Source organism: Dactylosporangium sp. NPDC050688 (genome assembly GCF_040654515.1).
In the GTDB taxonomy this organism is placed as follows: Bacteria; Actinomycetota; Actinomycetes; order Mycobacteriales; family Micromonosporaceae; genus Dactylosporangium.
In genome coordinates, this window is sequence record NZ_JBFAIC010000043.1 from 52,678 (window position 1) to 76,166 (window position 23,489).

The 23,489-nt window shown below is 70.6% G+C and carries 23 protein-coding genes; 7 read left to right on the forward strand and 16 right to left on the reverse strand.

Annotated features, from left to right (window positions below):
• Window positions 1-16 precede the first annotated feature (16 nt).
• The 10 genes from AB0H83_RS32730 to AB0H83_RS32775 all read right to left on the reverse strand — a co-directional run bounded on the left by AB0H83_RS32730 (window position 17) and on the right by AB0H83_RS32775 (window position 9,542).
• Window positions 17-1,198 carry an ATP-binding cassette domain-containing protein gene (locus AB0H83_RS32730; RefSeq protein WP_360101784.1) on the reverse strand — a complete coding sequence of 394 codons (1,182 nt, stop codon included), beginning with the start codon at window positions 1,196-1,198 and terminating at the stop codon, window positions 17-19.
• 328 nt (window positions 1,199-1,526) lie between these two features.
• Complete coding sequence (locus AB0H83_RS32735; RefSeq protein ID WP_360101786.1) at window positions 1,527-2,276, reverse strand: FkbM family methyltransferase; 750 nt, start codon at window positions 2,274-2,276, stop codon at window positions 1,527-1,529.
• Window positions 2,276-2,977 (reverse strand): dihydrofolate reductase family protein, encoded by a 702-nt coding sequence (locus AB0H83_RS32740; RefSeq protein WP_360101788.1) that lies wholly within the window; start codon window positions 2,975-2,977, stop codon window positions 2,276-2,278. The genes AB0H83_RS32735 and AB0H83_RS32740 overlap by 1 nt, the downstream gene beginning before the upstream one ends.
• A gap of 35 nt (window positions 2,978-3,012) precedes the next feature.
• Entirely contained in the window at window positions 3,013-4,692 is a 1,680-nt protein-coding gene (locus AB0H83_RS32745; protein ID WP_360101790.1) for a sulfatase, read from the reverse strand.
• A gap of 8 nt (window positions 4,693-4,700) precedes the next feature.
• Window positions 4,701-5,327, reverse strand: coding sequence for a GTP cyclohydrolase II (gene ribA / locus AB0H83_RS32750; protein WP_360101792.1), 627 nt, complete (start codon window positions 5,325-5,327; stop codon window positions 4,701-4,703).
• Window positions 5,320-6,240, reverse strand: coding sequence for a lysylphosphatidylglycerol synthase transmembrane domain-containing protein (locus AB0H83_RS32755; RefSeq protein WP_360101853.1), 921 nt, complete (start codon window positions 6,238-6,240; stop codon window positions 5,320-5,322). The genes ribA and AB0H83_RS32755 overlap by 8 nt, the downstream gene beginning before the upstream one ends.
• 72 nt (window positions 6,241-6,312) lie before the next feature.
• Complete coding sequence (locus AB0H83_RS32760) at window positions 6,313-7,095, reverse strand: class I SAM-dependent methyltransferase (protein ID WP_360101794.1); 783 nt, start codon at window positions 7,093-7,095, stop codon at window positions 6,313-6,315.
• Between the two features lie 82 nt (window positions 7,096-7,177).
• Complete coding sequence (locus AB0H83_RS32765; protein WP_360101796.1) at window positions 7,178-8,203, reverse strand: glycosyltransferase family 4 protein; 1,026 nt, start codon at window positions 8,201-8,203, stop codon at window positions 7,178-7,180.
• Window positions 8,200-8,598, reverse strand: a complete 399-nt coding sequence (locus AB0H83_RS32770; protein WP_360101798.1) for a 6-carboxytetrahydropterin synthase — start codon at window positions 8,596-8,598, stop codon at window positions 8,200-8,202. Before AB0H83_RS32770 ends, AB0H83_RS32765 begins: the two co-directional genes overlap by 4 nt.
• 2 nt (window positions 8,599-8,600) lie before the next feature.
• Window positions 8,601-9,542, reverse strand: a complete 942-nt coding sequence (locus AB0H83_RS32775; protein ID WP_360101800.1) for a zinc-binding alcohol dehydrogenase — start codon at window positions 9,540-9,542, stop codon at window positions 8,601-8,603.
• An 80-nt stretch (window positions 9,543-9,622) separates the two neighbouring features.
• Here AB0H83_RS32775 and AB0H83_RS32780 point away from each other — a divergent pair, with 80 nt between their 5' ends.
• Window positions 9,623-10,357: a CDP-alcohol phosphatidyltransferase family protein gene (locus tag AB0H83_RS32780; protein WP_360101802.1), complete on the forward strand. Its 735-nt coding sequence runs from the start codon at window positions 9,623-9,625 to the stop codon at window positions 10,355-10,357.
• A gap of 55 nt (window positions 10,358-10,412) precedes the next feature.
• Here the strand turns inward: AB0H83_RS32780 and AB0H83_RS32785 are convergent, their stop codons facing one another.
• The 3 genes from AB0H83_RS32785 to AB0H83_RS32795 form a co-directional block, all read right to left on the reverse strand.
• Window positions 10,413-10,535, reverse strand: a complete 123-nt coding sequence (locus AB0H83_RS32785; protein ID WP_360101804.1) for a hypothetical protein — start codon at window positions 10,533-10,535, stop codon at window positions 10,413-10,415.
• A gap of 455 nt (window positions 10,536-10,990) precedes the next feature.
• Window positions 10,991-12,418: an aldehyde dehydrogenase family protein gene (locus tag AB0H83_RS32790; RefSeq protein ID WP_360101806.1), complete on the reverse strand. Its 1,428-nt coding sequence runs from the start codon at window positions 12,416-12,418 to the stop codon at window positions 10,991-10,993.
• 75 nt (window positions 12,419-12,493) lie between these two features.
• Window positions 12,494-13,432 carry an aldo/keto reductase gene (locus tag AB0H83_RS32795; RefSeq protein ID WP_360101855.1) on the reverse strand — a complete coding sequence of 313 codons (939 nt, stop codon included), beginning with the start codon at window positions 13,430-13,432 and terminating at the stop codon, window positions 12,494-12,496.
• Window positions 13,433-13,672: 240 nt separating this feature from the next.
• Here AB0H83_RS32795 and AB0H83_RS32800 point away from each other — a divergent pair, with 240 nt between their 5' ends.
• Genes AB0H83_RS32800 through AB0H83_RS32825 form a run of 6 tightly spaced genes read left to right on the forward strand, consistent with a single transcriptional unit; the run spans window position 13,673 to window position 20,919 of the window.
• Window positions 13,673-14,647, forward strand: coding sequence for a 5-dehydro-4-deoxyglucarate dehydratase (locus AB0H83_RS32800; RefSeq protein ID WP_360101808.1), 975 nt, complete (start codon window positions 13,673-13,675; stop codon window positions 14,645-14,647).
• A gap of 17 nt (window positions 14,648-14,664) precedes the next feature.
• Window positions 14,665-15,762, forward strand: a complete 1,098-nt coding sequence (locus tag AB0H83_RS32805) for an extracellular solute-binding protein (protein WP_360101810.1) — start codon at window positions 14,665-14,667, stop codon at window positions 15,760-15,762.
• A 20-nt stretch (window positions 15,763-15,782) separates the two neighbouring features.
• Window positions 15,783-17,480 (forward strand): iron ABC transporter permease, encoded by a 1,698-nt coding sequence (locus AB0H83_RS32810; protein WP_360101812.1) that lies wholly within the window; start codon window positions 15,783-15,785, stop codon window positions 17,478-17,480.
• Between the two features lie 13 nt (window positions 17,481-17,493).
• Window positions 17,494-18,594 carry an ABC transporter ATP-binding protein gene (locus AB0H83_RS32815; protein WP_360101814.1) on the forward strand — a complete coding sequence of 367 codons (1,101 nt, stop codon included), beginning with the start codon at window positions 17,494-17,496 and terminating at the stop codon, window positions 18,592-18,594.
• A complete protein-coding gene (locus AB0H83_RS32820; protein WP_360101816.1) occupies window positions 18,591-19,553 on the forward strand; it encodes a hypothetical protein in 963 nt (320 codons plus the stop codon). The genes AB0H83_RS32815 and AB0H83_RS32820 overlap by 4 nt, the downstream gene beginning before the upstream one ends.
• Window positions 19,546-20,919, forward strand: a complete 1,374-nt coding sequence (locus AB0H83_RS32825) for an amidase (protein WP_360101818.1) — start codon at window positions 19,546-19,548, stop codon at window positions 20,917-20,919. The genes AB0H83_RS32820 and AB0H83_RS32825 overlap by 8 nt, the downstream gene beginning before the upstream one ends.
• On the opposite strand, the gene AB0H83_RS32830 is transcribed toward AB0H83_RS32825, so the two are convergent.
• The 3 genes from AB0H83_RS32830 to AB0H83_RS32840 are packed head-to-tail and all read right to left on the reverse strand — an operon-like array spanning window position 20,916 to window position 23,367.
• Complete coding sequence (locus tag AB0H83_RS32830; protein ID WP_360101820.1) at window positions 20,916-21,941, reverse strand: D-cysteine desulfhydrase family protein; 1,026 nt, start codon at window positions 21,939-21,941, stop codon at window positions 20,916-20,918. The two genes, AB0H83_RS32825 and AB0H83_RS32830, sit on opposite strands and share 4 nt — an antisense overlap.
• The gene (locus AB0H83_RS32835) at window positions 21,938-22,432 is read right to left on the reverse strand and encodes a RidA family protein (RefSeq protein WP_360101822.1); all 495 of its coding nucleotides are present in this window, start codon (window positions 22,430-22,432) and stop codon (window positions 21,938-21,940) included. Before AB0H83_RS32835 ends, AB0H83_RS32830 begins: the two co-directional genes overlap by 4 nt.
• Window positions 22,429-23,367 carry a hypothetical protein gene (locus tag AB0H83_RS32840; RefSeq protein ID WP_360101824.1) on the reverse strand — a complete coding sequence of 313 codons (939 nt, stop codon included), beginning with the start codon at window positions 23,365-23,367 and terminating at the stop codon, window positions 22,429-22,431. The genes AB0H83_RS32835 and AB0H83_RS32840 overlap by 4 nt, the downstream gene beginning before the upstream one ends.
• Window positions 23,368-23,489: the final 122 nt, after the last annotated feature.

Consider the following 23,489-nt stretch of genomic DNA (forward strand, 5'->3'; position numbering starts at 1 on the left):
GCAGGTCCTCCTCGCCTCAGCCCGCCAGCGCCGGCTCGGACGGGGCCGCCGCATCCGCCGCCGACGGCAGTGCGTCGCCCGAAGCGGCGTCGAAGCAGTGCGCGCCGGTGATGTCGACGCCGAATCGCACGGTGTCGCCGGCCCGTACGTCGCACCGCCCACGGACCTTGGCGCTCCACATCGGCGGTGCCTCGGCACCGCCCCCGGCCGGGCAGCTCACGGTGCGCATGTCATCCGGGGGGACGAACAGCACGTGGCTCTCGTGGCCGAGCGCCTCGACGCCGGCGGCGGTCACCTCGATGGCGGGCAGGCCGTCGGGTGCGGGGTGGACGAAGGCGTCCGGCCGCAGTCCGAGCGTGATCTCCTCGAAGCCGGCCAGCGCCGGCCAGCGTCGTGCCAGCTCGCCGTCGACGGTCCAGCGCAGTGCACCGGCGGCAAGGACCGGCGGGGTGCCGGCCAGTACCCGCCCGGGCGTGAAGTTCATGCTGGGCGAGCCGATGAAGCCGGCGACGAACACGTTCGCCGGCCGGTCGTACAGCTCGTGGGGCGTGCCGACCTGCTGCAGCCGGCCATGGTCGACGACCGCGATCCGGTCGCCGAGCGTCATCGCCTCGATCTGGTCGTGGGTGACGTACACGGTGGTGCTGGCGTGCTGATCGTGCAGCCGGCGCAGTTCGGCCCGCATGGACACGCGTAGCTTCGCGTCGAGGTTGGACAACGGCTCGTCCATCAGGAAGACCCGCGGGTTGCGCACGATCGCCCGGCCCATCGCGACGCGCTGCCGTTGGCCTCCGGACAGCGCCTTGGGCTTGCGGTCGAGGAACTCGTCGAGCTCCAGCATCCGCGACGTCTCCAGCACGAGCCGCTCCCGCTCCTGCCGCGGCACCTTGCGCAGCCGCAGCGCGAACGCGAGATTCTCCGTGACGTCCATGTGCGGGTAGAGGGCGTAGTTCTGGAACACCATCGCGATGTCGCGCAGCTTCGGTGGCATGCCGGTGACCACGCTGCCGCCGATCGAGACGCTGCCGGAGGTCTCCTCCTCCAGGCCGGCGATGACGCGCAGGATGGTGGACTTCCCGCAGCCGGACGGGCCCACCAGCACGAGGAACTCGCCGTCCGCCACGGTGAGGGAGACGTCGTCGACGGCGACCACTGTACCGAACAGCTTACTGACATGCCTGAGCTCGACCCGAGCCATCGCCGCCGACCTCCTCCGCCACGCCACGAACACGGTGCGAGCCGTGGCGCGGGTCCCGTCGGTCGCCGGGACCCGCCGGCCGGGTGCGGCTCGCCGATCGCGACCGTGATTCCAGCACAGCACTCCCGCAAGCGCCGCGGGCAGGGCTTTGGTCCCGGCGGAACTGGATCGAACGCCCCGAGCTTCGGTGCGGGGTCACCGCGGCGGCGGGCCGCCTCTTCAGTGGGCCCGCCTGCGCGTCTGGCAGAGCCTGAAGACCCCGGCACCGGCCCGGTGCCCGACGCACAGCCGGGCACGGCAGCGCGGCCAGCACCACCCGGTCGGCGGGTTAATCGAACTCACCTTCGAGGCGGGCGTAGACGTCGCCGGAGCGGCCGAGCGGGCGGAACCGGTGCAGCAGGCGCATCAGGTCGGCGCCGTCCAGCCAGCGCTCGCTGGCGAACCGCATCGTCTCGATCGGCGAGTAGTTGTAGCGGTACGGGCCGAGCCGCTCCACCACGTCCAGCACGGCGACCGTCGCGTCGTGCGCGAACGGCAGGTATTCGAACGACAGCGCGCGCAACGGCGTGCTCAGGCCGGACAGCACCTCGATCTCGAAACCCTCGACGTCGATTTTGCAGAACGCCGGCTCACCGTGCTTCGCGATCAGGTCGTCGAGCGTCACCACCTCGACCTCGATCGACCGGTCCCACCGTACGCGGGCGAAGCTCCGGTCCTCGCCGACCGTTTCCATCCACGAGGATGACATCGACGAGACGGTCGGGGTGGCGCTGGACAAGGCCAGGTGGGCCGTTCCGGGCTGGGCTCCGACCGCGCTCGGCACGATCGTGACGTCATCGTCCCGGCCGAAGAACAGACGCAGCACCTTGAGGCAGTCCGGCTGCGGCTCGATCGCGATCACTGTCGCGCCGAGCTTCCGCCACGCGCGCACCCGGCTGCCCACGTGGGCGCCGATGTCGAAGCCGATGTCGCCCGGCCCGAGAAACTCGCTGTAGAAGCGGACCATTTTCCGGTGCCGGCCCGGTATGCCGTGGTACATGGCCAAGGACCGCCCGATTCCCCATGCCCGGCTGAACATCAGGAGCCTCCTCGAGCACCGTAGCGGTCGCTCAGCGCGTACCGCAGCAACACCACGTCCTCGATCTGCTGGACGTCCGCGAGCGGGGCGCGGCGCCCGGCGTTCCACGGGAAGTCGCCGTCGCCGACGAAGCGCGGCGCCCTGGAGTTACCGACGAAGAACGGTGCGACGACCAGCTGCGCCTCGTCGGCCAGTCCGGCGGTGAGGAATTGCGTGTGCATGCTGCTGCCACCCTCGACCATCAGCCGCCGGATGCCCCGCTCGGCGAGGTCGGCGAGCAGGTCGCCCAGGTCCACCAGGTTACCGGCATCGACGACCGTCGCGACCCGACCGAGCCGGGCGCACGTCTTCTCCGCGACCGGCGAGGCGCAGTAGACGATCTTGTCGGCATCGCCGGCGGTGAAGAACGCCGCGGCCGGGTCGAGGTCGCCGCGCGCGGTGAGCGTGACCTTCGCCGGTGATGGCGGCAGGCCCCGGGCGGTGCGCGCGGCGCGCCGGTCCGGGGATCGTACGAGCAGCCGCGGGTTGTCCTGGCGGATCGTGTGCGCGCCGACGAGGATCGCGTCGCAGCCGGCCCGTACGGCGTCGACCCGGTCGAGGTCGGCGTCGTTGGACAGCAGCAGCCGCGTCTCGGTGGCGTCGTGGATGTAGCCGTCGATCGACATCGCGCAGCTCAGCAGCACGTACGGTCGTTGTCGCACAGATGCCACGCTACGGAGCCTGGCAAGCCCGGTGGTCATCGGCCCGGTGCTCCTCGGCTCGGGGGCCCGAAGGCGGTCAGGAACCGGTCGCGGAACGCGTCCATCTTCCAGACCGGAGCCTGCGGGTCGGGTCTGAGGCCGTCCTGCCAACCCCAGCCGGAGATCCGCTCCAGCACGGCAGGGTCGCGGGCAACGATCGTGATCGGCACGTCGCGGCTGGCGTTCTCGCCGGTGATGACCGGCGCCGGCTGGTGGTCGCCGAGGAAGACCATCACGAGACTGTTGTCGCCGTACGTCTGCACGTAGGAGATGACCACGCCGAGCGAGTATTCGATGGTCTGCCGGTAGTCGGCCCGGACCTGGGCGCCGGTGCGGTCCAGGACGCCGTTCTGGCCGCCGCCGGCGAACGTGGAGCCGTCACCGATGCCGCTGTAGTCGACGAGCCGCGGGATGGGCGTCCACGGCGCGTGGCTGGACAGCAGGTCGATCTCGGCGAAGAGCGGCGGGCGGTTCGGCGCGGACCGCTCGAGGCGCTGGAAGGCCGAGATCGTGTACTGGTCGGGGATCGAGGACATGGCGTACGTCGGGCCGCGGTACCCCATGTTCCGGGAGTCGTAGATCTTGTTGTAGCCGTAGATCCGGCCCTCCGGCCAGGAGCGGGTGTTGGCCGGCGCGAAGCAGACCGTGCGCCAGCCCGCGCGCTTGAACGCGGCGCTCAGCGTGAAGCGGGTGCTCGACGTGAGCTGCAGGTAGCGCTGCTGATTGTCGATCCACAGCCCGGACTGCAGCGTCGAGTGCGCCAGATGGCTGCCGCCGCCGGTGGCCGCCGACGTGAGAAACGCGCTGCGGGAGCCGAACCCGGCCGCGTTGAGCTGCCGCGTCCCCGCGTCGAGCACGGCGTTGACCTGCGGCGCGTATTCCGGGTTCTCCACCGCGTCGCGCCCGTAGCTCTCGACGAACGTCACGACGACGTCCTTGCCCCGCAACGCGGTGAGCAACTGAGGGCCGAGCGAGTCGCGGAACGCGTCGACCGACGCCTCGGCCGCGAACGTCCTTCGGTCTCCGAGATCCTCCTGTGCCAGGCGCAGATGGTCGTACACCGCACCGGCGGCGTTGGTGGCGGCCACCGGCAGGCCGGCGATGACCTGCACACCGAACACCGCGCAGCCGAGCCACGCCACGGTGCGGATGCTCGCGGCACGATGCCGTACCACGATGCCGGTGAGGCGAAGGACCGCCAGCGGCATGAGTACGAGCAGTCCGAGGACGAGCACGACGACACCGATGACCGCGCCGACCGCGCTTGGCCGGCCGATCGAGCCGGAGAGCACCTCGACCGCGGGCCCGAACAGCCGCCAGTCGAGCATCGGGTCGAACGGCCGCGCGAACGTCGCGAAGAAGCCCATGTCGAGCAGCTTCAGGACGCTCAGCAGCGCCAGGGCCACGCCGGCGACGACGGCGCCGATCCGCCGCGCGCGTCCGGGCAGCAGGAGCACGACGGCGACGCCGGCCAGCGCCTCCACCGGAATGCGGACGAACGGCCGGCTCAGCTGGTTCGGCGCCGCGAGCGCGACGAGCACGAGCAGCGCAGCGAGCGTCGTCACCGTCCACGCGAGCACCGCCTTGGCCCGGCCGGTCCCGCGAAACCACACCGGGCCGGCCTCGACGCCGCGGCGCCAAGGGATCCGCTGCAGCGTCTTCATCGGTACCTTCATGGCAGTCGTCATCCTCCGGACGGCAGCACGGCGAACCGGGCAGCCCTGGCCGCCTTCGCCGCGAGGTAACCGGCGTTCGCCGGCGACCGGTACACGCCCGTCGGCACGCATTCGGTCACCGTCACCCCGAGCCTGCTGAGCTGGTCGGTCTTGTCCGGATTGTTGCTCAGCAACGCGATGCGGTCGGCGCCGAGCGCGCTGAGCATCTGCGCCGCGGCGGTGTAGTCGCGCTCGTCCTCCCGGTGCCCCAACGCCAGGTTGGCCTCGTAGGTGTCCAGCCCGGTGTCCTGCAACGCGTACGCGTCGAGTTTGGCGTACAGGCCGATGCCACGCCCCTCCTGCCGCAGGTACAGCAGATAGCCACCCACGTCGGCGATACGCTCGACGGCCTCGCGCAGTTGCGGGCCGCAGTCGCAGCGCTGGCTGCCGAACAGGTCACCGGTCAGGCATTCGCTGTGCGGGCGGACGAGCGGCACCCGGCCGTCGGTCAGCCGGCCGAGGCCGAACGCGAGGTGCTCCCGCGCGTCGACGAGACCATGGAACGTGAAGACACGCGCCGTGGTGGCGAACCCGTCGGGGAACCGGAGCGGCAACGTCACCTCGGTGCGGACTGCGGCGGGCTGGAAGTCAAACACGGGTCTCCTTAGGACGGTCACGGGCGCGCCGGGCAAGCACCAACACAGCGGCTCCGGGCAGGGTCGACACGAGTACCAGCGCCCCGTACACCATCGCGGTCGCGACACCCTGGGCGGCGCTGAGGCCGGCGGCACTGAACGCCCATGCGGCGACGCCTTCGCGCGGACCGAAGCCGCCCACGTTCGCCGGCAGAATCATGGCCAGCAGGGCCAGCAACGTCAGCGGTACCAGCTGGGACAGCGGCGCCGTCGCGCCGGCCGTGCGCGCCGCCACCAGAAACGTCGCGAGGTTGCCGGCGAGGACCACAGCGGTGGCGAGGACGACGCCGACCCACTTGCGCCGGGCGATCAGCCCGTCGCGGATGTCGGTCTTCGCGGTACGAAGCGCACGCAACCATCGCGCCGGGCCGCGCTCGGGCACGAACCGAGCCAGCAGCACGGCGACGAGCGTCGCGACCACCGCCAGCGCGACCACGACCGGCAGGTACCGCCGCATCGGCGACGGGAACGCCAGCAGCACCACGGTCGCCAGGAGCACCGAGATGACCGTACCGGCGGCGCGCTCCCACACGACCGCGCGGATGCTGCGGCTCACGTCGCCGGAGTCCTTGCCGTGCCGCATCGCGCGATGAACGTCACCGAGCACACCACCCGGGAGCGTCGCGTTCAGAAAGGTGGCGCGGTAGCAGTGGGCAACCGCGGTGTGCAGCGGCAGCCGCACCCCGAGGCCGCCGGCGACCAGGCTCCAGCGCCAGGCGCAGGCCCACGTGGTCAGCACGCCGATGCCGAGCGCCGCACCGAGCGCCGTGCCGTCGATCAGGCGCAGCCCGGCAACACATTGGCTGCTGCCCAGCCGCCACAGCAAGGCGGCGAGGATACCGACCCCGGCGAGCGGGTGTACCCAGGACCACATCGACCGCGGCACCGGACCTCCTTCGCGACAGGGTCTCTTGTCTGAGGTATACGCACGCGGAAAACCAGGGGTTCATTCGCCGCCGGCGAGGAGGTCGTCGTGGTGTACCACGACCCCGAGCTGTCCCGCTGCCGCCTCGGCGAGCCGGCGACGACCGTACTCCTGCGCCGGACCGATCAGGCCCGGTTCCTGTTCGCACGCCGCGCCCAGCCACCCGCGGAACCACTCGGCCGTCAGAGCTGCGTGGCCGGACCCCAGGCGCCAGGGACTGGGCCGGACGAGCACCTCGATGCCGTGCCGACCGAACGCCGTGATCGTCGCCTCGACCGCGTCCGGGCCGAGCAGCGCCCGGCCGCCGGTGGTACGGCGCTGGTGCGCGTTGAACGCCTCCGTGATCGCCGCGTCCAGCGGGTCCGGCGGGTCCAGCTCTATCCGGCCGGTCACCGAGATCGTGAACAGCGTCGGAAACCCAGCGCACGCCGCGACCACGCGCTCGACCTCGTCGGCGGTGAACATGTCCAGGAGCGCCGACGCGGTGACCAGGTCAGCACCGTCCAGATCGCCCCTCGTCAGCCTGGTGATGTCGCATTGCCGGATGTGTACCGTGTCGCTGCGGCCGATCTCGGCCCGCTCCAGCAGGTCTCCGTCGCGGTCGTAGAGCACCCAGTGCTGCGGACCGGGCAGCAGCGGTGCCAGCCACCGCCCCATGGAGCCGGTACCGGCGCCGAGGTCATGGATCACCAGCTCCGGGCTTCCCACGAGGCGAGCCCGGAGCCGTTCGACGAGCTCGACCGACCGGGCCGCGGCATCGGCCGGCTCCCGTAGCGCCAGCCATTCGGGTGTCACGCTGCTCATGCCGCCACCTCCGCTGCGCTCCGGCGTCGGCCTGAGCCAAACCCGTCACATGATGAGCGGCCCAAGGCGCTCCGCTGGCCGCTCATGCCGCCACCTCCATCAACACTCGGGAAACCCGCGCGGATGTGTCCGCCCAGCCGGCGAGCGTGGTCCGGCGCGAAGTCGCGGACCGGCGCAGCGCCTGCCGCAGCTCGGGTTCGCCGAGCCAGCGGCGCAGCCCGTCGGCCAGCCCGCCAGCGTCGACGAGGAGGCCGGGCAGGGAGCCGTCCGGCGCGCGCCCGAGTGCTTCGGGTACTCCGCCGACCGCGGTTGCCAGCACCGGTATCCCGCGCGCGAGCGCCTCGGTGACCACCATGCCGTAGGTCTCACCGTGCGAGGCGAGCAGGAGCAGGTCGGCGTCGGCGTAGGCGGCCGAGAGCTCGGCCCCCGTGCGCGGGCCGGCCAACACGACCCGATCCTGGATGCCGTGGGCTTCAAGCTGCCGGCGGAGCCGGTCGACGAACGCCGGGTCGCGATCGAGAGAGCCGATGCATACGCAGTGCCAGGGCACGTCGGCGACTTTGGCGAGCCCCTCGGCGAGCCGATCGTGGCCCTTGTGCGGGGTAACGGCTGCCACACACAGCAGCGCAGTGCCGGCCCCGGAGCCAGGCACGAGCGGCGCCGGATGGGCGCCGGGCGGCGCGGCGTGAACCCGGTCACCAGGCAGCGCGTAGGACTCCATGAGGCGCCGCCGTGTCCAACTGCTCGTGGTGACAACCGCGCGCGCAGTGACCAGGGCCTCGCGCTCCCGCTCGTTGTCGAGCGGCATGTGCACCAGCACGACGAGGCGCAGGCGTTGCGCGTGCTCGCGCAGTACCGCTGGAACAACCGAAGCGATCAGACCGTCGAGCAGGACCAAGGCGCCGTCCGGCACGGCTCCGAGGACCCTCGCGAGGCCGGCCCGCGAAGCGGCGCTCGGCTCGGGCCACGCCCCGGGCACTGCATGCTCCCGCACTGTCCACCCCGCGGCGACCAGGCCGTTGCACACCTCGCGGTCGTAGGTGTTGCCGCCGCTCGGCGTCGCTGGATCGTCGATGTCGTTGGGCAGCACGACATGTACGAGCTTCACAGGGAGCGCTCGTAGGCCGCCGACGCGACATGCGACTCGTGCAGGGTGACCTTGATGGCGGACAGTCCGCGGGCGTTGCCGCCGAAGTTGCCCGCCTCGATGCGATCGGCGATGCGGTCGGCGATGAACCGCGCGAGCACCTCGGTCGAGGTGTTCTGCCCGGCGAACACCTCGACGTCGTCGAGATTGCGGTAGTTCAGCTCACCGACGACGGCGGCCAGCTCGCGCCCGGCGCACCCGATGTCCACGACCAGGCCGTCTTCGTCGAGATCCTCCCGGCAGAACGTGGCGTCGACGACGTAGGTCGCACCGTGGAGGCGCTGCGCGGGTCCGAACACCTCGCCGCGGAAGCTGTGGGCGATCATCATGTGATCACGAACGGTCACGCTGAACATGGTCACTCCCCGCCATAGGTGATGAGATGGCACAACGCGGGAAGATTGCCCGCGGCGAACACGTCAGGTAGGTCATCGAAGCGCGACTCGCCGGCGATCAGCGCGTCGAACGCGGGGTCGCGCAACAGCTGCAGGGCAAGCGCCATTCGCTCGGCGAACGTACGGCGCGGGTGGGCAACGGTGCCGACCTGGCTGCTGCGGATCGTCAACCGGCCGGAGTGGAACGCGCCGCCGAGCCCTAGGCTGACCGGCCGGTCACCGTACCAGCTCAGCTCGACCACCGTACCCTCGGGCGCGAGGAGGTCCAGCGCACACTGGAGCCCCTCGGATGTCGCGCTGGCGTGGATCACGAGATCCCGGCGCCGGTCGGCGGTTTCCGGCGTGGCGAACTCGACGCCCAGCGCGCCGGCCACGGTTTCGCGTGCCCTATCTACGTCGACGAGCTGCACATGCACACCGGGAAGCCCGGCGACCAGCCTTGCGACGCAGCAGCCGACCGCGCCGGCACCCACGACCGTCACCCGGTCACCAACTCGCGGCCTGGCATCCCACAAGGCGTTCACTGCGGTCTCCACGGTTCCGGCCAGGACGGCACGTGTGGGCGGTACACCGTCGGGTAGCATGTGGACGGCGCTGACCGGCACCACGTAGGCGGTCTGATGTGGGTACAGGCAGAACACCAACCGACCGTCGTCGAGCTGACCGACGTTGAGGTAGCCGTACTTCACCGGCCCGGGAAAGTCACCTTCCTGGAACGGTGCGCGCATCACGGCGTACTGGCTCGCCGGGACGCGTCCCTGGAACACGAGCGATTCGGTGCCCCGGCTGACGCCGGAGAACCGTGTGCGCACGAGCACCTCGTGCGGGCCGGGTGCGGACAGCGTTACGGGCCGGATCTCGCCCGCGCCCGGCTCGCGGACCCAGAAGGCATGCGCTGTCGGCATCTACTCCCACCAACCCTTGAACCAATCGTTGCCGTTTACGTACCTCAGATCAAGGTCGCACATCATCTCACGGAGGCACGGTGCAAACGGTTCGAACCGGTCCGGCAATCGGGTTTCTCGCCCAGATTGTCCTGCTGGCTGGCCTCGGCAAGACGGCCGGCCTCAGCGGCGCCGGCTGGCTGGTCGGGCTGACCTACGGTGCCGCGCTGTGCGGCCTGCTCACCTGGGGCATGCACCGCTCGGGTGCGCTCCACCTGGGTCCGGCCGACTGGGTGACGCTCGCCCGGGCGGTGCTCGTCGGCGGCGTGGCAGCCCTGACCGCGGACTCGTTCGACACGCCGGTTCCGGTACGGCTGCTGGTCATCTTGACGATCGTTGCTCTTGTGCTGGACGGCGTCGACGGTCAGGTCGCACGGCGGACCGGCACCGTGTCAGCGTTGGGCGGGCGCTTCGACATGGAGGTCGACGCTTCGCTGCTGCTCGTGCTGAGCCTCTACGCCGCGCACCAGGTCGGCGCGTGGGTGCTCGCGATCGGGCTGATGCGTTACGTTTTCGTCGTCGCAACGTGGTTACTGCCGTGGATGCAGGCGACGCTCCCACCACGGTACTGGCGAAAGGTCGTTGCCGCGACCCAGGGTGTTGTGCTCCTGTCCGCGAGTGCTGGCGTCATTCCGTTGCCGCTGGTGGTGGCCGCGTTGATGATCGCGTTGGCGCTGCTGGTGGAGTCGTTCGGCCGCGACGTAATGTGGCTGTGGGCGCGCCGCGTTCCCACGGTTTCGCTGGCGACCCGGCGGTCCACTGCGCACGATGCCTGAGGCGCCGTTGCATTGTGGGACCGGCGGACATGTTGAACCCGTGCTGGGTTCGCGGTCAGATCGCTTGGGCGAGTTCGGTGGACGCGGCGGCGACCCGCGTTGCCGGCGGGGCGTCGACGGCGAGTTCGTAGTGCCCGCGTCGCAGGTTCTGCATGAAGGCGTGTCCGGCGATGATCACCCGGGCGGTCGTGTCCGTTCGTAGCCCGCGCTCCTGACGGCCGGAGCCCGGCAACGCCGCCACTGGTGGCGTGCCGGGCTCCTACGCCAAGCTCGAGGTCGCTTCGGCGGGTTCTTCAGCGGCGCCGGCCTGCGCTCGGTGAAGTGCACATCGCCGCCGAAAGCAAGGGTCAACTCGACCGGCGACGGCGATACCGGCACCGATGCTGCCGGCGAAGCCGATGGCGACGCTGATACGGTCGACGGAGCCGGTTGCGGCGCCGGCACGGCCGCGTCGCAGGCGGCGAGCAGCATGGCCGTCGCCGCCCCAACCGCCCACGGAACGTTCACGGCGCACACCGTAGGGCGGCGCACGCCACGAGCACGACCCCCCGGCCGCCGTCCTGACCCGAGTCCGCAGCACGCCGGGGCGGGCCGAAGTTCACTTGAGATTCTGTCCGCCGGGTCAGCGGCGGGTCAGTCGGTGCCCATGTAGACCGTCTTGGACCAGGTGTAGAACTCGGTGGCGACGGTGCCCTGCTCCCGGAAGGTGTTCGTCGAGGAGTCCTTGACGCCGCCGAAGGGCACGTTGAGGTCGAGACCGGTGGTAGGCCGGTTGACCTTGACCACGCCCGCCTGCACGCGGTTGGCGAAGCGGTGCGCTGAGCGCAGGTCGTTGGTGACGATGCCGGCCGCGAGGCCGAACGGCACCCGGTTGGCGATGTCGATCGCCGAGTCGAGGTCGTCGGCGTCGAGGACGGCCACGACCGGGCCGAACACCTCCTCGGTCGCGATCCGGTGGTCCGGCTTGACACCGGTGACCACCGCCGGGGCCTGGAACAGGCCCTCCGGCTGCTCGGCCCCGGTGGCGACGGTGGCGCCCTGCGCGGCTGCCTGGTCGAGGTAGTGCCGGGTGGTGGCCAGCGAGTCGGCGCTGACGAGCGGGCCCATCAGCGCACCCGGGGTCAGGCCGTCCGCCGGGCGGAACCGGGCAGCCTGAGCCAGCAGTTCGTGCTCGAACGCGGCCCGGATCCCCGGGGTGCAGATGACTCGGCTGGTCGCGGTGCATGCCTGGCCGGTGAGCCCGTAGCCGCCGGCCGCGGCGATGCGTGCCGCGACTGCCGGGTCGGCGTCGTCGAGCACGATGAGCGGGTTCTTGCCGCCCATCTCGAGCTGCACCCGCCCTCGGCGTGCCGATACCCGGTCGTGGATGGCGCGCCCGACCGCGACCGATCCGGTGAACGACACCGCCGCGACCCGGTCGTCGCCGACCAGCGCGTCGCCGATCACACTGCCGCGACCGAACACCAGGTTCAGCACACCAGCTGGCAGCCCCGCGTCGAGCAGTGCCCGGGCCAGGTGCCAGCTGGACACCGGCGTCACCTCGGCCGGCTTGGCCACGACGGCGTTGCCGGCGATCAGTGCCGGTGCGATCTTCCAGGCCGGGATCGCGATCGGGAAGTTCCACGGCGTGATCGCGGCAACCACACCAACGGGCTCGCGGCGGGTGTAGACGAAGGTGTCGGTGACCGCGGACGGGAAGGTCTGCCCGGGCATGCGCCAGCCCTCGCCGCCGTAGAAGCGCAGGATGTCCGCGGCGCGCTGCACCTCCGCGCGCGCCTCGGCCAGGGTCTTGCCTTCTTCCCGGGTCAGGTCCTGGGCGATGTCGGCCTGTCGCTGGCTCAGCAGCGCGGCCGCGTCGAGCAGGACGGCGCCGCGGGTCGGCCCCGGCAGGGCGGCCCAGGCCGGCTGCGCCTGCTCCGCCGCGCCGATCGCATCGGCCACCGTGGCGGGACCGCCCGCCGGGGTCGCGGCGACCAGGTCGGTGGCCCGGGCCGGGTTGTACCGTTCCACAGTGGACTCGCCGACCCACTCGCCGGCGATGAGGTGCTGGATAGCGTGCATCGATGATGCCTTTCTGCATGAGTGCGTCTGCCGGCCCGTGGCGCGGCCGGCGCAGGGACCGCGTCTGCGCCGTAATCAGGAGCGAGTGGAGGCTTGGGGGCGCGGTGCCCGCGCCCGCGCCAGCGCGAGCGCGGTCAGGTCATCCTCGGTGAGTGACCAGCGGCCGGCCGCGGCGTTGGCGCGCAGTTGCTCGGGGGTGCGGGCACCGGCGATCACCGACGCGACCGCGGGCTGGGCCGCGAGCCCGGCGATCGCGACCTCGAGCAAGCTGCGCTCGCGCTCGGCGCCGAACTCGGTGAGGCGCTCGATGAGGTCCCAGTCGGCCTCTCGATGCAGCCCTGGCAGGCGCTGCGCGATGCGGCTCACCGGTGCCGGCCGGTGCCGGTCGTGCTTGCCGGTGAGCAATCCGTTGGCGAGAGGGAAGAACGGCAGCAGGCCCACCCCGTAGGCCACGCACGCGGGCACGAGTTCCTGCTCGACGCGTGGATCGAGCAGGCTGTAGCCGTTCTGGGCGCTGACGAAGCGGGCCCCGCCCGCGGCGCGGGCGATGAAGTCGGCTTCGACCACCTGCCAGGCGGCGAAGTTCGACGAGCCGATGTAGCGCACCTTGCCTTCGGCGACCAGCTCGGTCAGCGCGGCCAGCGTCTCCTCGACCGGGGTGATGCGGTCGGGCGCATGGTACTGGTACAGGTCGATCCAGTCGGTGTTGAGGCGCCGCAGCGACGCCTCAACCGCGAGCCGGATGTAGCGGCGGCTGCCCCTGGCGCCCCAGTCGGGCCCGTTGGTGGCGTCCATTGAGCTGCCGAATTTCGTCGCCACCACGAACTGGTCGCGTTGCCCGCGCAGCACCCGCCCGAGCATCGCCTCGGCGAGCCCGACCGGGCGGGGATAGACATCGGCCGTGTCCAGGAGCGTCACGCCCTCGTCGCGCGCGGTCGCGATGAGCGCCGCGGCGGCCGTGTCGTCCACATCGCGGCCGAGGTTGTTGCAGCCCAGGCCCACGGTCGACACCATGAGGCCGCTTGAGCCGAGTGGTCGGTAGCGCACGCATCACCTCGCCGGGGAGCTGTCAAAGCGGTGCGCCACAAGGGATCGATCACCGGGAATGCTGACCCGGGAGTCAGTGATCTCGTCCGTTGACAGCCCTTGTCGGCCTGCTTACGCTACCACGCAAGTTCGCACTACCGAAAGACGTTCACATATGTGAAAAACGCTATTGCGTAGCGAACTCGGTACCGATCGGAGAGGAAATCCGTGCAGAACCTCGACGGGCTGTTGTTCTTTCCAGTCACGCCCTTCAGCCGCTCCGGCGATGTCGCACTCGACATCCTGCGCCAGCACCTGGAGACGGGTCTGGCGGCCGGGCCGGGGGGACTCTTTGTGGCCTGTGGGACGGGGGAGTTCCACTCCCTCTCGCTCGCGGAGTACGAACCCATCGTCCGCACGGCCGTCGAGGTCTCCGGCGGGGAGGTGCCGGTCTTCTCCGGCGTGGGTGGCGCCATCGCCACCGCCATCGAGATGGCGCGGGTGGCCGAGCGCGCCGGTGCCGACGGTCTGCTGATCCTGCCGCCATATCTGGTCACCCCGACGCCGGCCGGGCTGGTCGAGTACGCGCGCCGGATCGCTGAGGCCACCACGCTGCCGCTGATCGTCTACAACCGCGACAACGCCATCTTCGACCGGCAGGCCGCGGTGGATGTCGCCGCGCTGCCGACGGTGATGGGGTTCAAGGACGGCCAGGGCGATGTCGGCCTGCTCGGCCGGATCGTTCCCGCGGTCGCACACTCGCTGGCGGGCACCGGGAAGACGTTCCAGTTCTTCAACGGGCTGCCGACTGCGGAGGTGTCCGCACTGGCCTACCGCGGACTCGGTATCACGCTGTACTCCTCGGCGATCTGGTGCTTCGCGCCCCAGATCTCCAAGGCCTTCCATCGGGCCGTGTCGGCCGGCGACCAGGCTGCGGTCGACAGCCTGATCACCGGGTTCTTCAACCCGTTCGTCGATCTGCGGAATCAGATCCGTGGCGGGGCGATCTCCTTGGTCAAGGCCGCCGTCTGCCTCGGGGGCCTCGATGTCGGCGGGGTGCGGCCACCCCTTGCCGACCCGACACCACAACAGCGCGAGCAACTGGCCGAGATCGTGGCTACGGGTCTGCGACTCGCCGCGGCCACGCAAGCACAACCCACGTCTCAGCTCCCCGGCTCGTCGCGGTCCAGAACCTTTATCTGAGAGGGAGTCCGATAAAGATGGCACTGTTCGACAGTTCTGACGGCTTATCCCGGCGCAGGCTCATGCAACTCACCGTCGCCCTCGGCGTCGCCGGTCTCGGCGCCCCGATGCTTTCGGCGTGCGGCGACGACGGCGCGCCCACGACCTCGACCGACGCCGGCGCGGCGCCCGACCCGGAGGCGGCCAAGCGCGAAGGCGCGCTCGTGGTCTGGCACAACGACCAGGAGCCGGACAATGTCAAGCTGCTGGCCGAGTTCACCAAGAAGACCGGCATCGAGGCCGTCCAGCAGAAGATCGCCCCGGCCGAGGCGCTGACCAAGCTCCAGCTCGAGCTCCGGGCCGGGGTCTCGTCTGTCGACGTGTTCCTGTCCTCGCCCGACGTGCACCACCAGCTGCAGCAGCAGGGCGCCCTGCTGCAGTACAACTCCCCGGACAGCGGCAAGTACGAGCCCCAGTACAAGAGCAACCCGAACGGCTTCTGGAGCGCGTACTTCATCAACGTCACCCCGATGGTCTATATCCCGACCGACGTCCCGGAGGCCGTCGCTCCGAAGACCTACGAGGACCTGCTCGACCCGCGGTGGAAGTCGCAGATCGTCTTCCCGCCGCCGACCTCGGCGACCGGGTTCAACTGGTGGTACATGCTGCGCGACCTCCTGCCGAAGGACTACTTCGACCGGCTGCGCGAGCAGCAGCCCCGGTCGTTCCCGTCGTCCACCGCGATGCTGGCCGAGCTCAGCAACGGCAACAAGAAGATTGCCGGCTCGATGAGCGTGTTCGCCGTCACCAAGGCCAAGCGCGCCAACGAACCGCTGACCTTCTCCGCCGACGCGCGCGGCATCCCGACATCGCTCAACAGCATCGCGCTCATGAAGTCGAGCAAGCGGCCCAACGCCGCCAAGATGTTCGCCGACTACCTGCTGTCGGAAGAGGGCCAGCGGTTCTGGAACGACATGCAGGGCTCCTACTCGGCCTACCCCGGCATCGTCGTGCCGGAGCTGCCCGACATCAAGACCCTGAAGCTGCTCACCGCGACGGACTTCTCGACCTACGGCAGCCCGGAGCTCCGCAAGGAATTCCAGGACCTCTGGTCGCGAGTCGTCGGGCTTGCGTGACCGAGCCGCGGAGCAGTGGCATGCTGAATCGACTGGCGATGCGAGCCCGTGGCGGCGTGGGCGGGGCACTGTTGTGGGCCCTGCTGCTGTCCGTGGTAGGCATGCCACTGCTGCTCCTGGTCGCCATCGCGTTCAACGGCGGCAATCCCACTGACATCCCACCGACGCAGCTGGGCGCCGGCGGCCTGGTCCGGTTGGCGGACACCAATCTCAGCTGGATCCGCAACTCGCTGGTGTTCGCCAGTTCAGTGACCGTGATCGCGATCGTCCTCGGCAGCGGTCTGGCATTCCTCGTCACCCGCACCGACATTCCGGGTCGCGGCCTGCTCTCCGTGCTGGTCATCCTCCCGTACCCGATGGGGTCGATGGTTGCCGCGGTGGCGTGGTCGGTGCTGGGTGCCCCGAAGAGCGGAATGATCAACTCGGTGTTCGGCATGATGGCCGGCCGGCAGGTCGAGTGGGTGAACACCTACAGCGTGCCCGGCATCATCTTCGTCGAGGCGTTGGTCTGCACCCCCGTGTGCTTCCTGCTTGTCCAGGCCGCCTTGCGCAGCATGGACGGCACCCTTGAGGAGTCCTCGACCGTGCTCGGGGCGGCGCCGATCGGCACCGCGCTGCGGATCACGCTGCCGCTGATGCTGCCCTCGATCCTCGGCGCCGCGCTGTTCACGTTCATCACCGCGCTGAGCGCGTTCGCGGTGCCGAGCGTGCTGGGCCGCTCGCTCGACTTCCGGGTCGCCACCGAGACCGTGTATCAGCTCATGAACTCGTTCTCGCCCGACTATCCGATCGCTGCCGGCATCGGCCTGGTCCTGGTCCTGGTGTCGACGGTACTGGTGCTGATCGTCAATCGGGTGCTGCGGCGGCGCTCGTACGCCGTCATCGGTGGCAAGAGCCGGGCGGCCAGGCCGTTGCGCCTGGGCCGGTGGAAGCCGCTGGCGATGGTGTTCGGCTACGGCTACGTGCTCCTCGCCGTGGTCCTGCCACTGGCGGCGATCACCGTGGCCTCGTTCCAGCGCAGCAACAGGTTCAACCTGACCAGACTCGACTGGACCTTCGCCAACTTCAGGTACGTGCTGTTCGAGTATCCGCAGACCAGGGACTCGGTCATCAACAGCATCACCGTCGGGGTGGCGACGGGTGTGATCGGCGTGACGGTGGCGACCATGGTCGCCCTTTCGGTCGACCGTCAGCGTCGTACCCGCCAGGGGGGTGCCGCGATGGAGGCCCTGGCCATGGCACCGCAGATCGTGCCGTCGCTGATCCTGTCGGTCACGTTGCTGTGGTTCATCCTGATCCTGCCGTTTCGGCTGTACGGCTCGCTCGGTGCGGTGCTGCTCGGCTTCTGCATCGTGTTCCTGCCGCTGGCATACCGGGGGATGGCCGGCGTCGTCTCGCAGGTCGACCCGTCGTTGCAGGAGGTCGCGCGCACCCTCGGTGCCGGCCCGGCGCGCACCACGGCGAACATCACGGTGCCGTTGCTGAGCAACGGCCTGGTCGCTACGGCGGTGCTGCTGTTCATGATGTCGCTCAACGAGGTCGGTGCGGCGATCATGCTGTCGGGTCCGAACTCGTCGGTGCTCGGTCCCACCCTGTACAACTTCTACGATTCCGGTGGTCTGTCGATGGTCAGCGCCCTCGCGGTCACCCAAGTGCTCATCGTGTTCGTGGCCATCACGGTCGTGCGCCGGATTTCCGGGCGGTGGCTCAATGTCTGAGAGGGAGCCAGAGATGGACGAAGGGTTCATCGAGGTTCGTGACCTGTGGGTCAGCTACGGTGCCAGTCCGGTCGTCAAGGGCGTGTCGTTCACGATCCCACGCGGCCAGCAGGTGTCGTTGCTCGGGCCGTCCGGCTGCGGCAAGACGACCACGCTTCGGTGCATCGCCGGCCTGGAGACCCCGACGGCCGGCGAGATCCGCATCGACGGGCAGACGGTCTTCAGCGCGAAGCAGGGCATCAACCTGGCCACCGAGCGGCGCCAGCTGTCACTGATGTTCCAGTCGTACGCGATCTGGCCGCACATGACGGTGCGCCAGAACGTCGCCTACGCGCTCAAGGTGCGCCGCACCGACCGCCAGGAGATCGACCGCCGGGTCGATGCGGTGCTGGCGATGGTAGGCATGTCGGGCTATGCCGACGTCAAGGCCACCAAGCTCAGCGGCGGCCAGCAGCAGCGGGTGGCGCTGGCCCGAAGCTACGCCTTCCCGCCCAAGGCGCTCCTGCTGGACGAACCGTTGTCCAATCTGGACGCCCGGCTGCGGGCACAGATGCGGGAGGACCTCAAGCAGCTGCAACGCGATTCGGGGGTCACCACGGTGTACGTCACACATGACCAAGAGGAGGCGATGGCGCTGTCGGACCGCATCATCGTGATGCGTGACGGCGTCATCGTGCAGGACGACCGGCCGCTGGTCGTGTTCGAGCAGCCGAGGACCAGGTTCGTCGCCGACTTCATCGGCGCGGCCAACGTGGTCACCGGCACCGTGACCGATCCGGCGGCGGGCGTCCTCGACGTCGGGGGAGTGCCGGTGCGCTACAACCGGGAGCGCTCCGGCGACGGCGTGGCGGCGCGGTCTGCCCGCGAGGCGGCGATCCGCACCGTCTATCCCATCATCAGCCGCAGCCGCCCCGACGGTGGCGACAACGTGTGGGAGGCGACGATCCTGCGCAGCACACTGCTAGGAGACTGGGTGGAGTTGCTCGTCGGCTGGCCGGCGGGCACGCTGCGGGTCAAGACCCTGCCGCTCGAGCTCCACACCGAGGGCGACAAGGTCTTCCTGACCCTGCCGCCCGAGCGGGTCGTGCTGCTCGACGACGAGGTCACGCCGTGAACGCGCCGGTGATCCGGCTCGGCGTGCGGGCCTATGACCATCTGACGCCGATCCGGCTCGGTGAGATCCAGCCGGCGTCGTGGCGGTTGGAACTGGTGCGGTGCGACCGCACACCGGATCTTGCCACGCGCACCGACCTGGACGGCGCGGAGGCCTCGGCGAGCCGGATGATGCTCAACGTCGCCGACGGAAACGAGTCGCTGGTGAGCACACCGGCGTTCGTCCTGTCGGCGTTGCGGCACCGGTGCATCATCACCCGGCAGGAGAGCGATCTCGTCGCCGTCGAACAGTTGCGCGGCAAGCGGGTCGGCCTCACCGGCTGGCCGGACACCGGCCAGGTCTGGACCCGGGCGCTGATCCGAGATGCCGGGGTCGGGTTCGACGAGATCGACTGGCTGGTCGGTCCGGCCACCGCCGCGGACCCGGCGGTGGCCGACCGCATCGGCGCGCACGCACCGGCCACGGTGGCCGCGCTCCCGCCCGGCGTGACGCTGGTGGACGCGTTGCGGCACGGGCGGGTGGACGCGCTCATGCTGCCGACGCTGCCGGTGGAGTCGTTCGGGGCAAGCGCGCCGTTTCGTCAGCTCATCCCGGACTACCGGCAGGCCGAGGCCGCGTATGTGCGCCGGCTCGGCTTCGTGCCGGGCATCCACCTGTTCGCGCTCCGGCGAGAGGTGGTGCAGGCCCACCCGGGCATCCAGACCGAGCTGGTCGAGGTGCTCGCCCGGGCCTACGCAGACGCGCTGCGCCGGCGGCTGGACCTGCTGGACACGACCCCTTGGCTGATCGCGGAGCTGCATGCGATGGCCGACACGGTCGGCCTGGACTACAACCCCTATCGGCTGGACACCGCCTGGCGCAGCGCCGCGATGCTGGCCGACGAACTGGTGGCGCAAGGGCTCTGCCCGCGGCAGGTGGGCCCCGACGAGCTGTTCGCCGGCTGCGCCGAGGATGCCTGAGCCGCAGAGCATCGCCGCGCTCGCGCGGCAGCTGCGTCGTGGCGAGACCACCGCTCGTGACCTGGTCGCGCAGGCGATCCGGCGGGCCGATCGCCTCGACCCCGTGCTGGGCCTGTTCCGGGCCAGGTTCGATGATGCCGCGGCGTCGGCCGCGATCGAGGCCGACGCCGCGCTCGCCGCCGGCCGGGACCGTGGAGCGCTGCATGGCATCCCGATCGGCCTGAAGGACATCATCCAGACCCGGGAGGGCCCGACCACGGCGCAGAGCGTGGTCGACCTCGGCCGGTGGGCGCGGGCCGCCGACGCGGAGGTCGTCACGCGGCTGCGGCGGGCCGGTGCCGTCATCGTGGGCAAGCTGAGCCTGGCCGAGTTCGCGATGGGCGTGCCCGACCAGGCCAAGCCGTTCCCGCTGCCACGCAACCCGTGGGACCTGTCCCGGTGGGCCGGCGGCTCGAGTTCGGGAACGGCCGGCGCCGTCGCGGCCGGCGTCCTGCCCGGCGCGTTGGGCACCGACACCGGCGGCAGCATCAGGCTGCCGGCGGCGATGTGCGGGGTGACCGGGCTGCGACCGACCCACGGCCGCGCCCCGCTGGCCGGCTGCCTGCCGATGGCGCCCAGCCTGGACACGATCGGGCCGGTCGCCACCACCGCGGTCGACTGCGCGATCCTGTTCGATGCCCTGGTAGGGGCACGACCGCGGGTGCCGCCGGTGAGAGAGCCGGCCGGGATCAGGGTGGCGGTCGCCGACCTGTGGGCGCAGTCCGACACGGTACATCCCGACCAGCCGGCGCTGTTCACGGCCGCGGTCGAGGTCTGGCGCCGCGGTGGCGCACAGGTGCGCCCGGTGCAGCTGCCGCACTACCGCGATGCCGTTGCCGCGGCCCAGGTGATCCAGCAGGTGGAGGCGCTCGCGGTGCACCGCGAGCTGTTCGGCGGCCCGCTGCCCGGCTACGCGGAGGCAAGCCGGCGCTATCTGGCCGCGGCGGCCGGCTACCGGCCGGCGGACCTGCGGGCGGCGCACCGGGTGCGGCGCGCCACCGCACGGGCCGTCCGGCGGTTGCTGGCCGACCATGACGTCGTGCTCACCCCGACCACCACGATGCCGGCGCCGGCCTTCGACGACCTGGCACCGGACCGAACCCCGGGCGGGTTTCACACCCGGTACTGGAGCCTGCTGGGGCTGCCGGCGCTGTCGGTGCCGATCGGGTTCACCTCTGCCGGGCTGCCGATCGGGCTGCAGCTCAGCGCGGCAGCCGGCGCCGACCGCCTGGTGCTCGCCGCGGGGGCGTGGTTTCAGCGGCGCACCGGTTGGCACCGGTGCCAGCCGCCATGGGGAGCGGCGGGCGCCGGTGCGGCCGGAGGTTAGCGGGCCGGTACCAGATCGGCGGCGTAGCTGAACAGTGCGGGCAGTCCGCCGGTGTGGAGGAACACGACGCGGTCGCCAGGCTCGACCACACCGCGCCGGCAGAAGTCGATCAGGCCGGCGAACCCTTTGCCGGAGTAGATCGGGTCGAGCAGGATGCCCTCGGCTGCGGCGAGCGTGCGCATGGCCGCGATGCCGGCTTCGCTCGGTACGCCGTACGATTCGCCGACGTAGTCGGTGGAGTTGACGATGTCAGCGGCGGTGATGGCGGTCGTCACGCCGAGCAGTTGTGCCGCGCCGCGGGCGAATCCGGCGATCTCCTCAGGTTGCTGGTAGGCCTCGTGCCGAGCGTCCAGCGGGTTGATCCCGACGATCTTGGTGGACAGTCCCAGCGCCTCGCAGCCCAGTTGCAGCCCGGCCTGGGTGCTGCCCTGCGATGTGGTGAAGATCCAGTCCGGTGGGTTGTCCGGGCCGAGGGCATCGACGATCTCCAGCAGCGCCGCCACATAGGCGACCGTGGCAAGCACCAGGCTGCGGGTGGCACCCATCCCCACGACGTACGGCCGGCGGCCCTGCGCAAGCAGCTTTGCCGCCAGTTCCTCCTTGCGCAGCTTGGTGCTCTCCTGCATCCCGATCGGCTCGATGCTCGCCCCCAGTAGGTTGCTGACCAGGTAGTTGCCCTGCACCGGGTCGCTCATCGCGTCGAGCTTGGGCAGCAGGAAGACGTCGAGGCCCAGCTTCGCGCCGGCCGCAGCGAGCTGGCGGGAGTGGTTGGACTGCGAGGCCGAGCCCTGGATGACGCAGTCGGCCCCCTGCGCGATGGCGTCGGCCAGGACGAACTCGTGCTGGCGCACCTTGTTGCCGCCGAAGGCCAGTCCGGTGCAGTCGTCGCGCTTGACCCAGATCGTCGGGCCGAGCTGCGCCGACACCCGCGCGCACGCGTCCAGGGGCGTCGGCAGGTGGGCCAGCCGCACCCGGGGAAGGCCGTCGATGCGCTCGCGCAGGAGGCGGACGGTGTCACTCATTCGGCACGCTCCTCGGGCTGGGCGAAGTCCGGTCGCAGCGCGACCACGGCCTCGATCTCGACCGGTGTGTTGCCGGGCAACCAGGCGACCCCGACCGCGGAACGCGCGTGCCGGCCGGGGGCGCCCAGCACGTCGATGAGCAACTGCGACGCCGCATCGATGACGGTGGGCTGGTCGACGAAGCCGTCGGCGCTGGCGACAAAGCCGGTGACCTTGAGTATCTGGGCCACGTGCTCCAGCCCGACGTCGGCCTCGACGGCGGCGAGCAGGTTCAGCGTGGCGATGCGCGCTGCGGCCTGGCCGTCCGCCAGCGACACCTCGGCACCCAGCCGACCGGGGTGGCGTACCTGCCCGTCAACGATCGTCGTCTTGCCGGAGAAGTAGGCAACATTGCCGTGTCTTGTGGAGGGCAGGTAGGCGAAGCGAGGCGGGCGCTGCACCGGCAGGTGCAGGCTGAGGGCGGCGAGCCTGGCGGCGATCTCGTCGTTCATCGTGCGCCGCCGAGGGCCCGCTGCGGGTTGCCGATCAAGAGCTGTTCGATCTCGCCGTCGTCCAGCCCGGCCCGGCCGAGCTCGGCCCGGAACCGGTTGAGAATGTAGACGTAGCCGCAGCCGCCGGTGGCGCTGAGGTGATCGCGGCGGCAGACGTCCTGGGAAAGCAGGATCTGATCGAGATGGCCGGCCCGGGCGAGGCGCATGACGCACGCGACGCGCAGCTCGACGTCATATGCGCCGCCCCCGCGGATGGTGTCGAACTGGACGAACGCGCCGCGCTGGGCGATGGCGAGGTGGTATTCGGGGATGTTGACGCCGTCGCAGTGGCCGATGATGACGTTGCGCGGGTCGACGTCCTCCTCCGCGAGCAGGTCCAGTTGCGCGACGCCGACCGGCCACCGGGCGGCGTGCGTCGTGATGGGCACGCCGGTGGCCCGGTGCGCCCGCGCGGCGGCGCGGAAGGAACGCTCCTCGGCCGGTGAGATGAACCATTTGTCGGCACCGATCTCACCGATGATGCCCGCTCGTACCGAGGTGCCGGGAAAGCCCTCGGTGAGGTCGGCGATGAGCCGTTGGGCGATATCGGTGGCGGACCGGCGATCGAGCCACCCGTCGGTGAGGTACGGATCGCGGTAGTGGCCGGTACCGAGGATGAGGTGCACGCCGGTGCGTTCGGATATCTCGGCCAGCGCGAGCACATGATTGACGGTGCGGGTGCCGTGCTCGGGAAAGCCGCTGTCGGCGACACCGCGGAAGTGCCCGCCGGGGTCGGGTGCCGCGCCGACGGTGAGCTCGGCGCCGGTGAGTTCGACCATGGCGCCGCCGCCGGCCGCGGCGAAGGCTTCCAGTTCCCGGGCCATCAGGTCGGCGTCGTTGAGCAGACCGACGCCGCGGAACTCCGGGATCAGGTTGAGGAAGACATGTTCGTGCATGAGGGTGCGGCCGAGTCGGTCGACCGGGACAGGACCGCGAGCGGTAACCACATCGGGCACAGCGGCAACTCCATTCGTGTGTCGGCGACCCGGCCCGGCCGCGCCATCGGATGGCGCGGCCG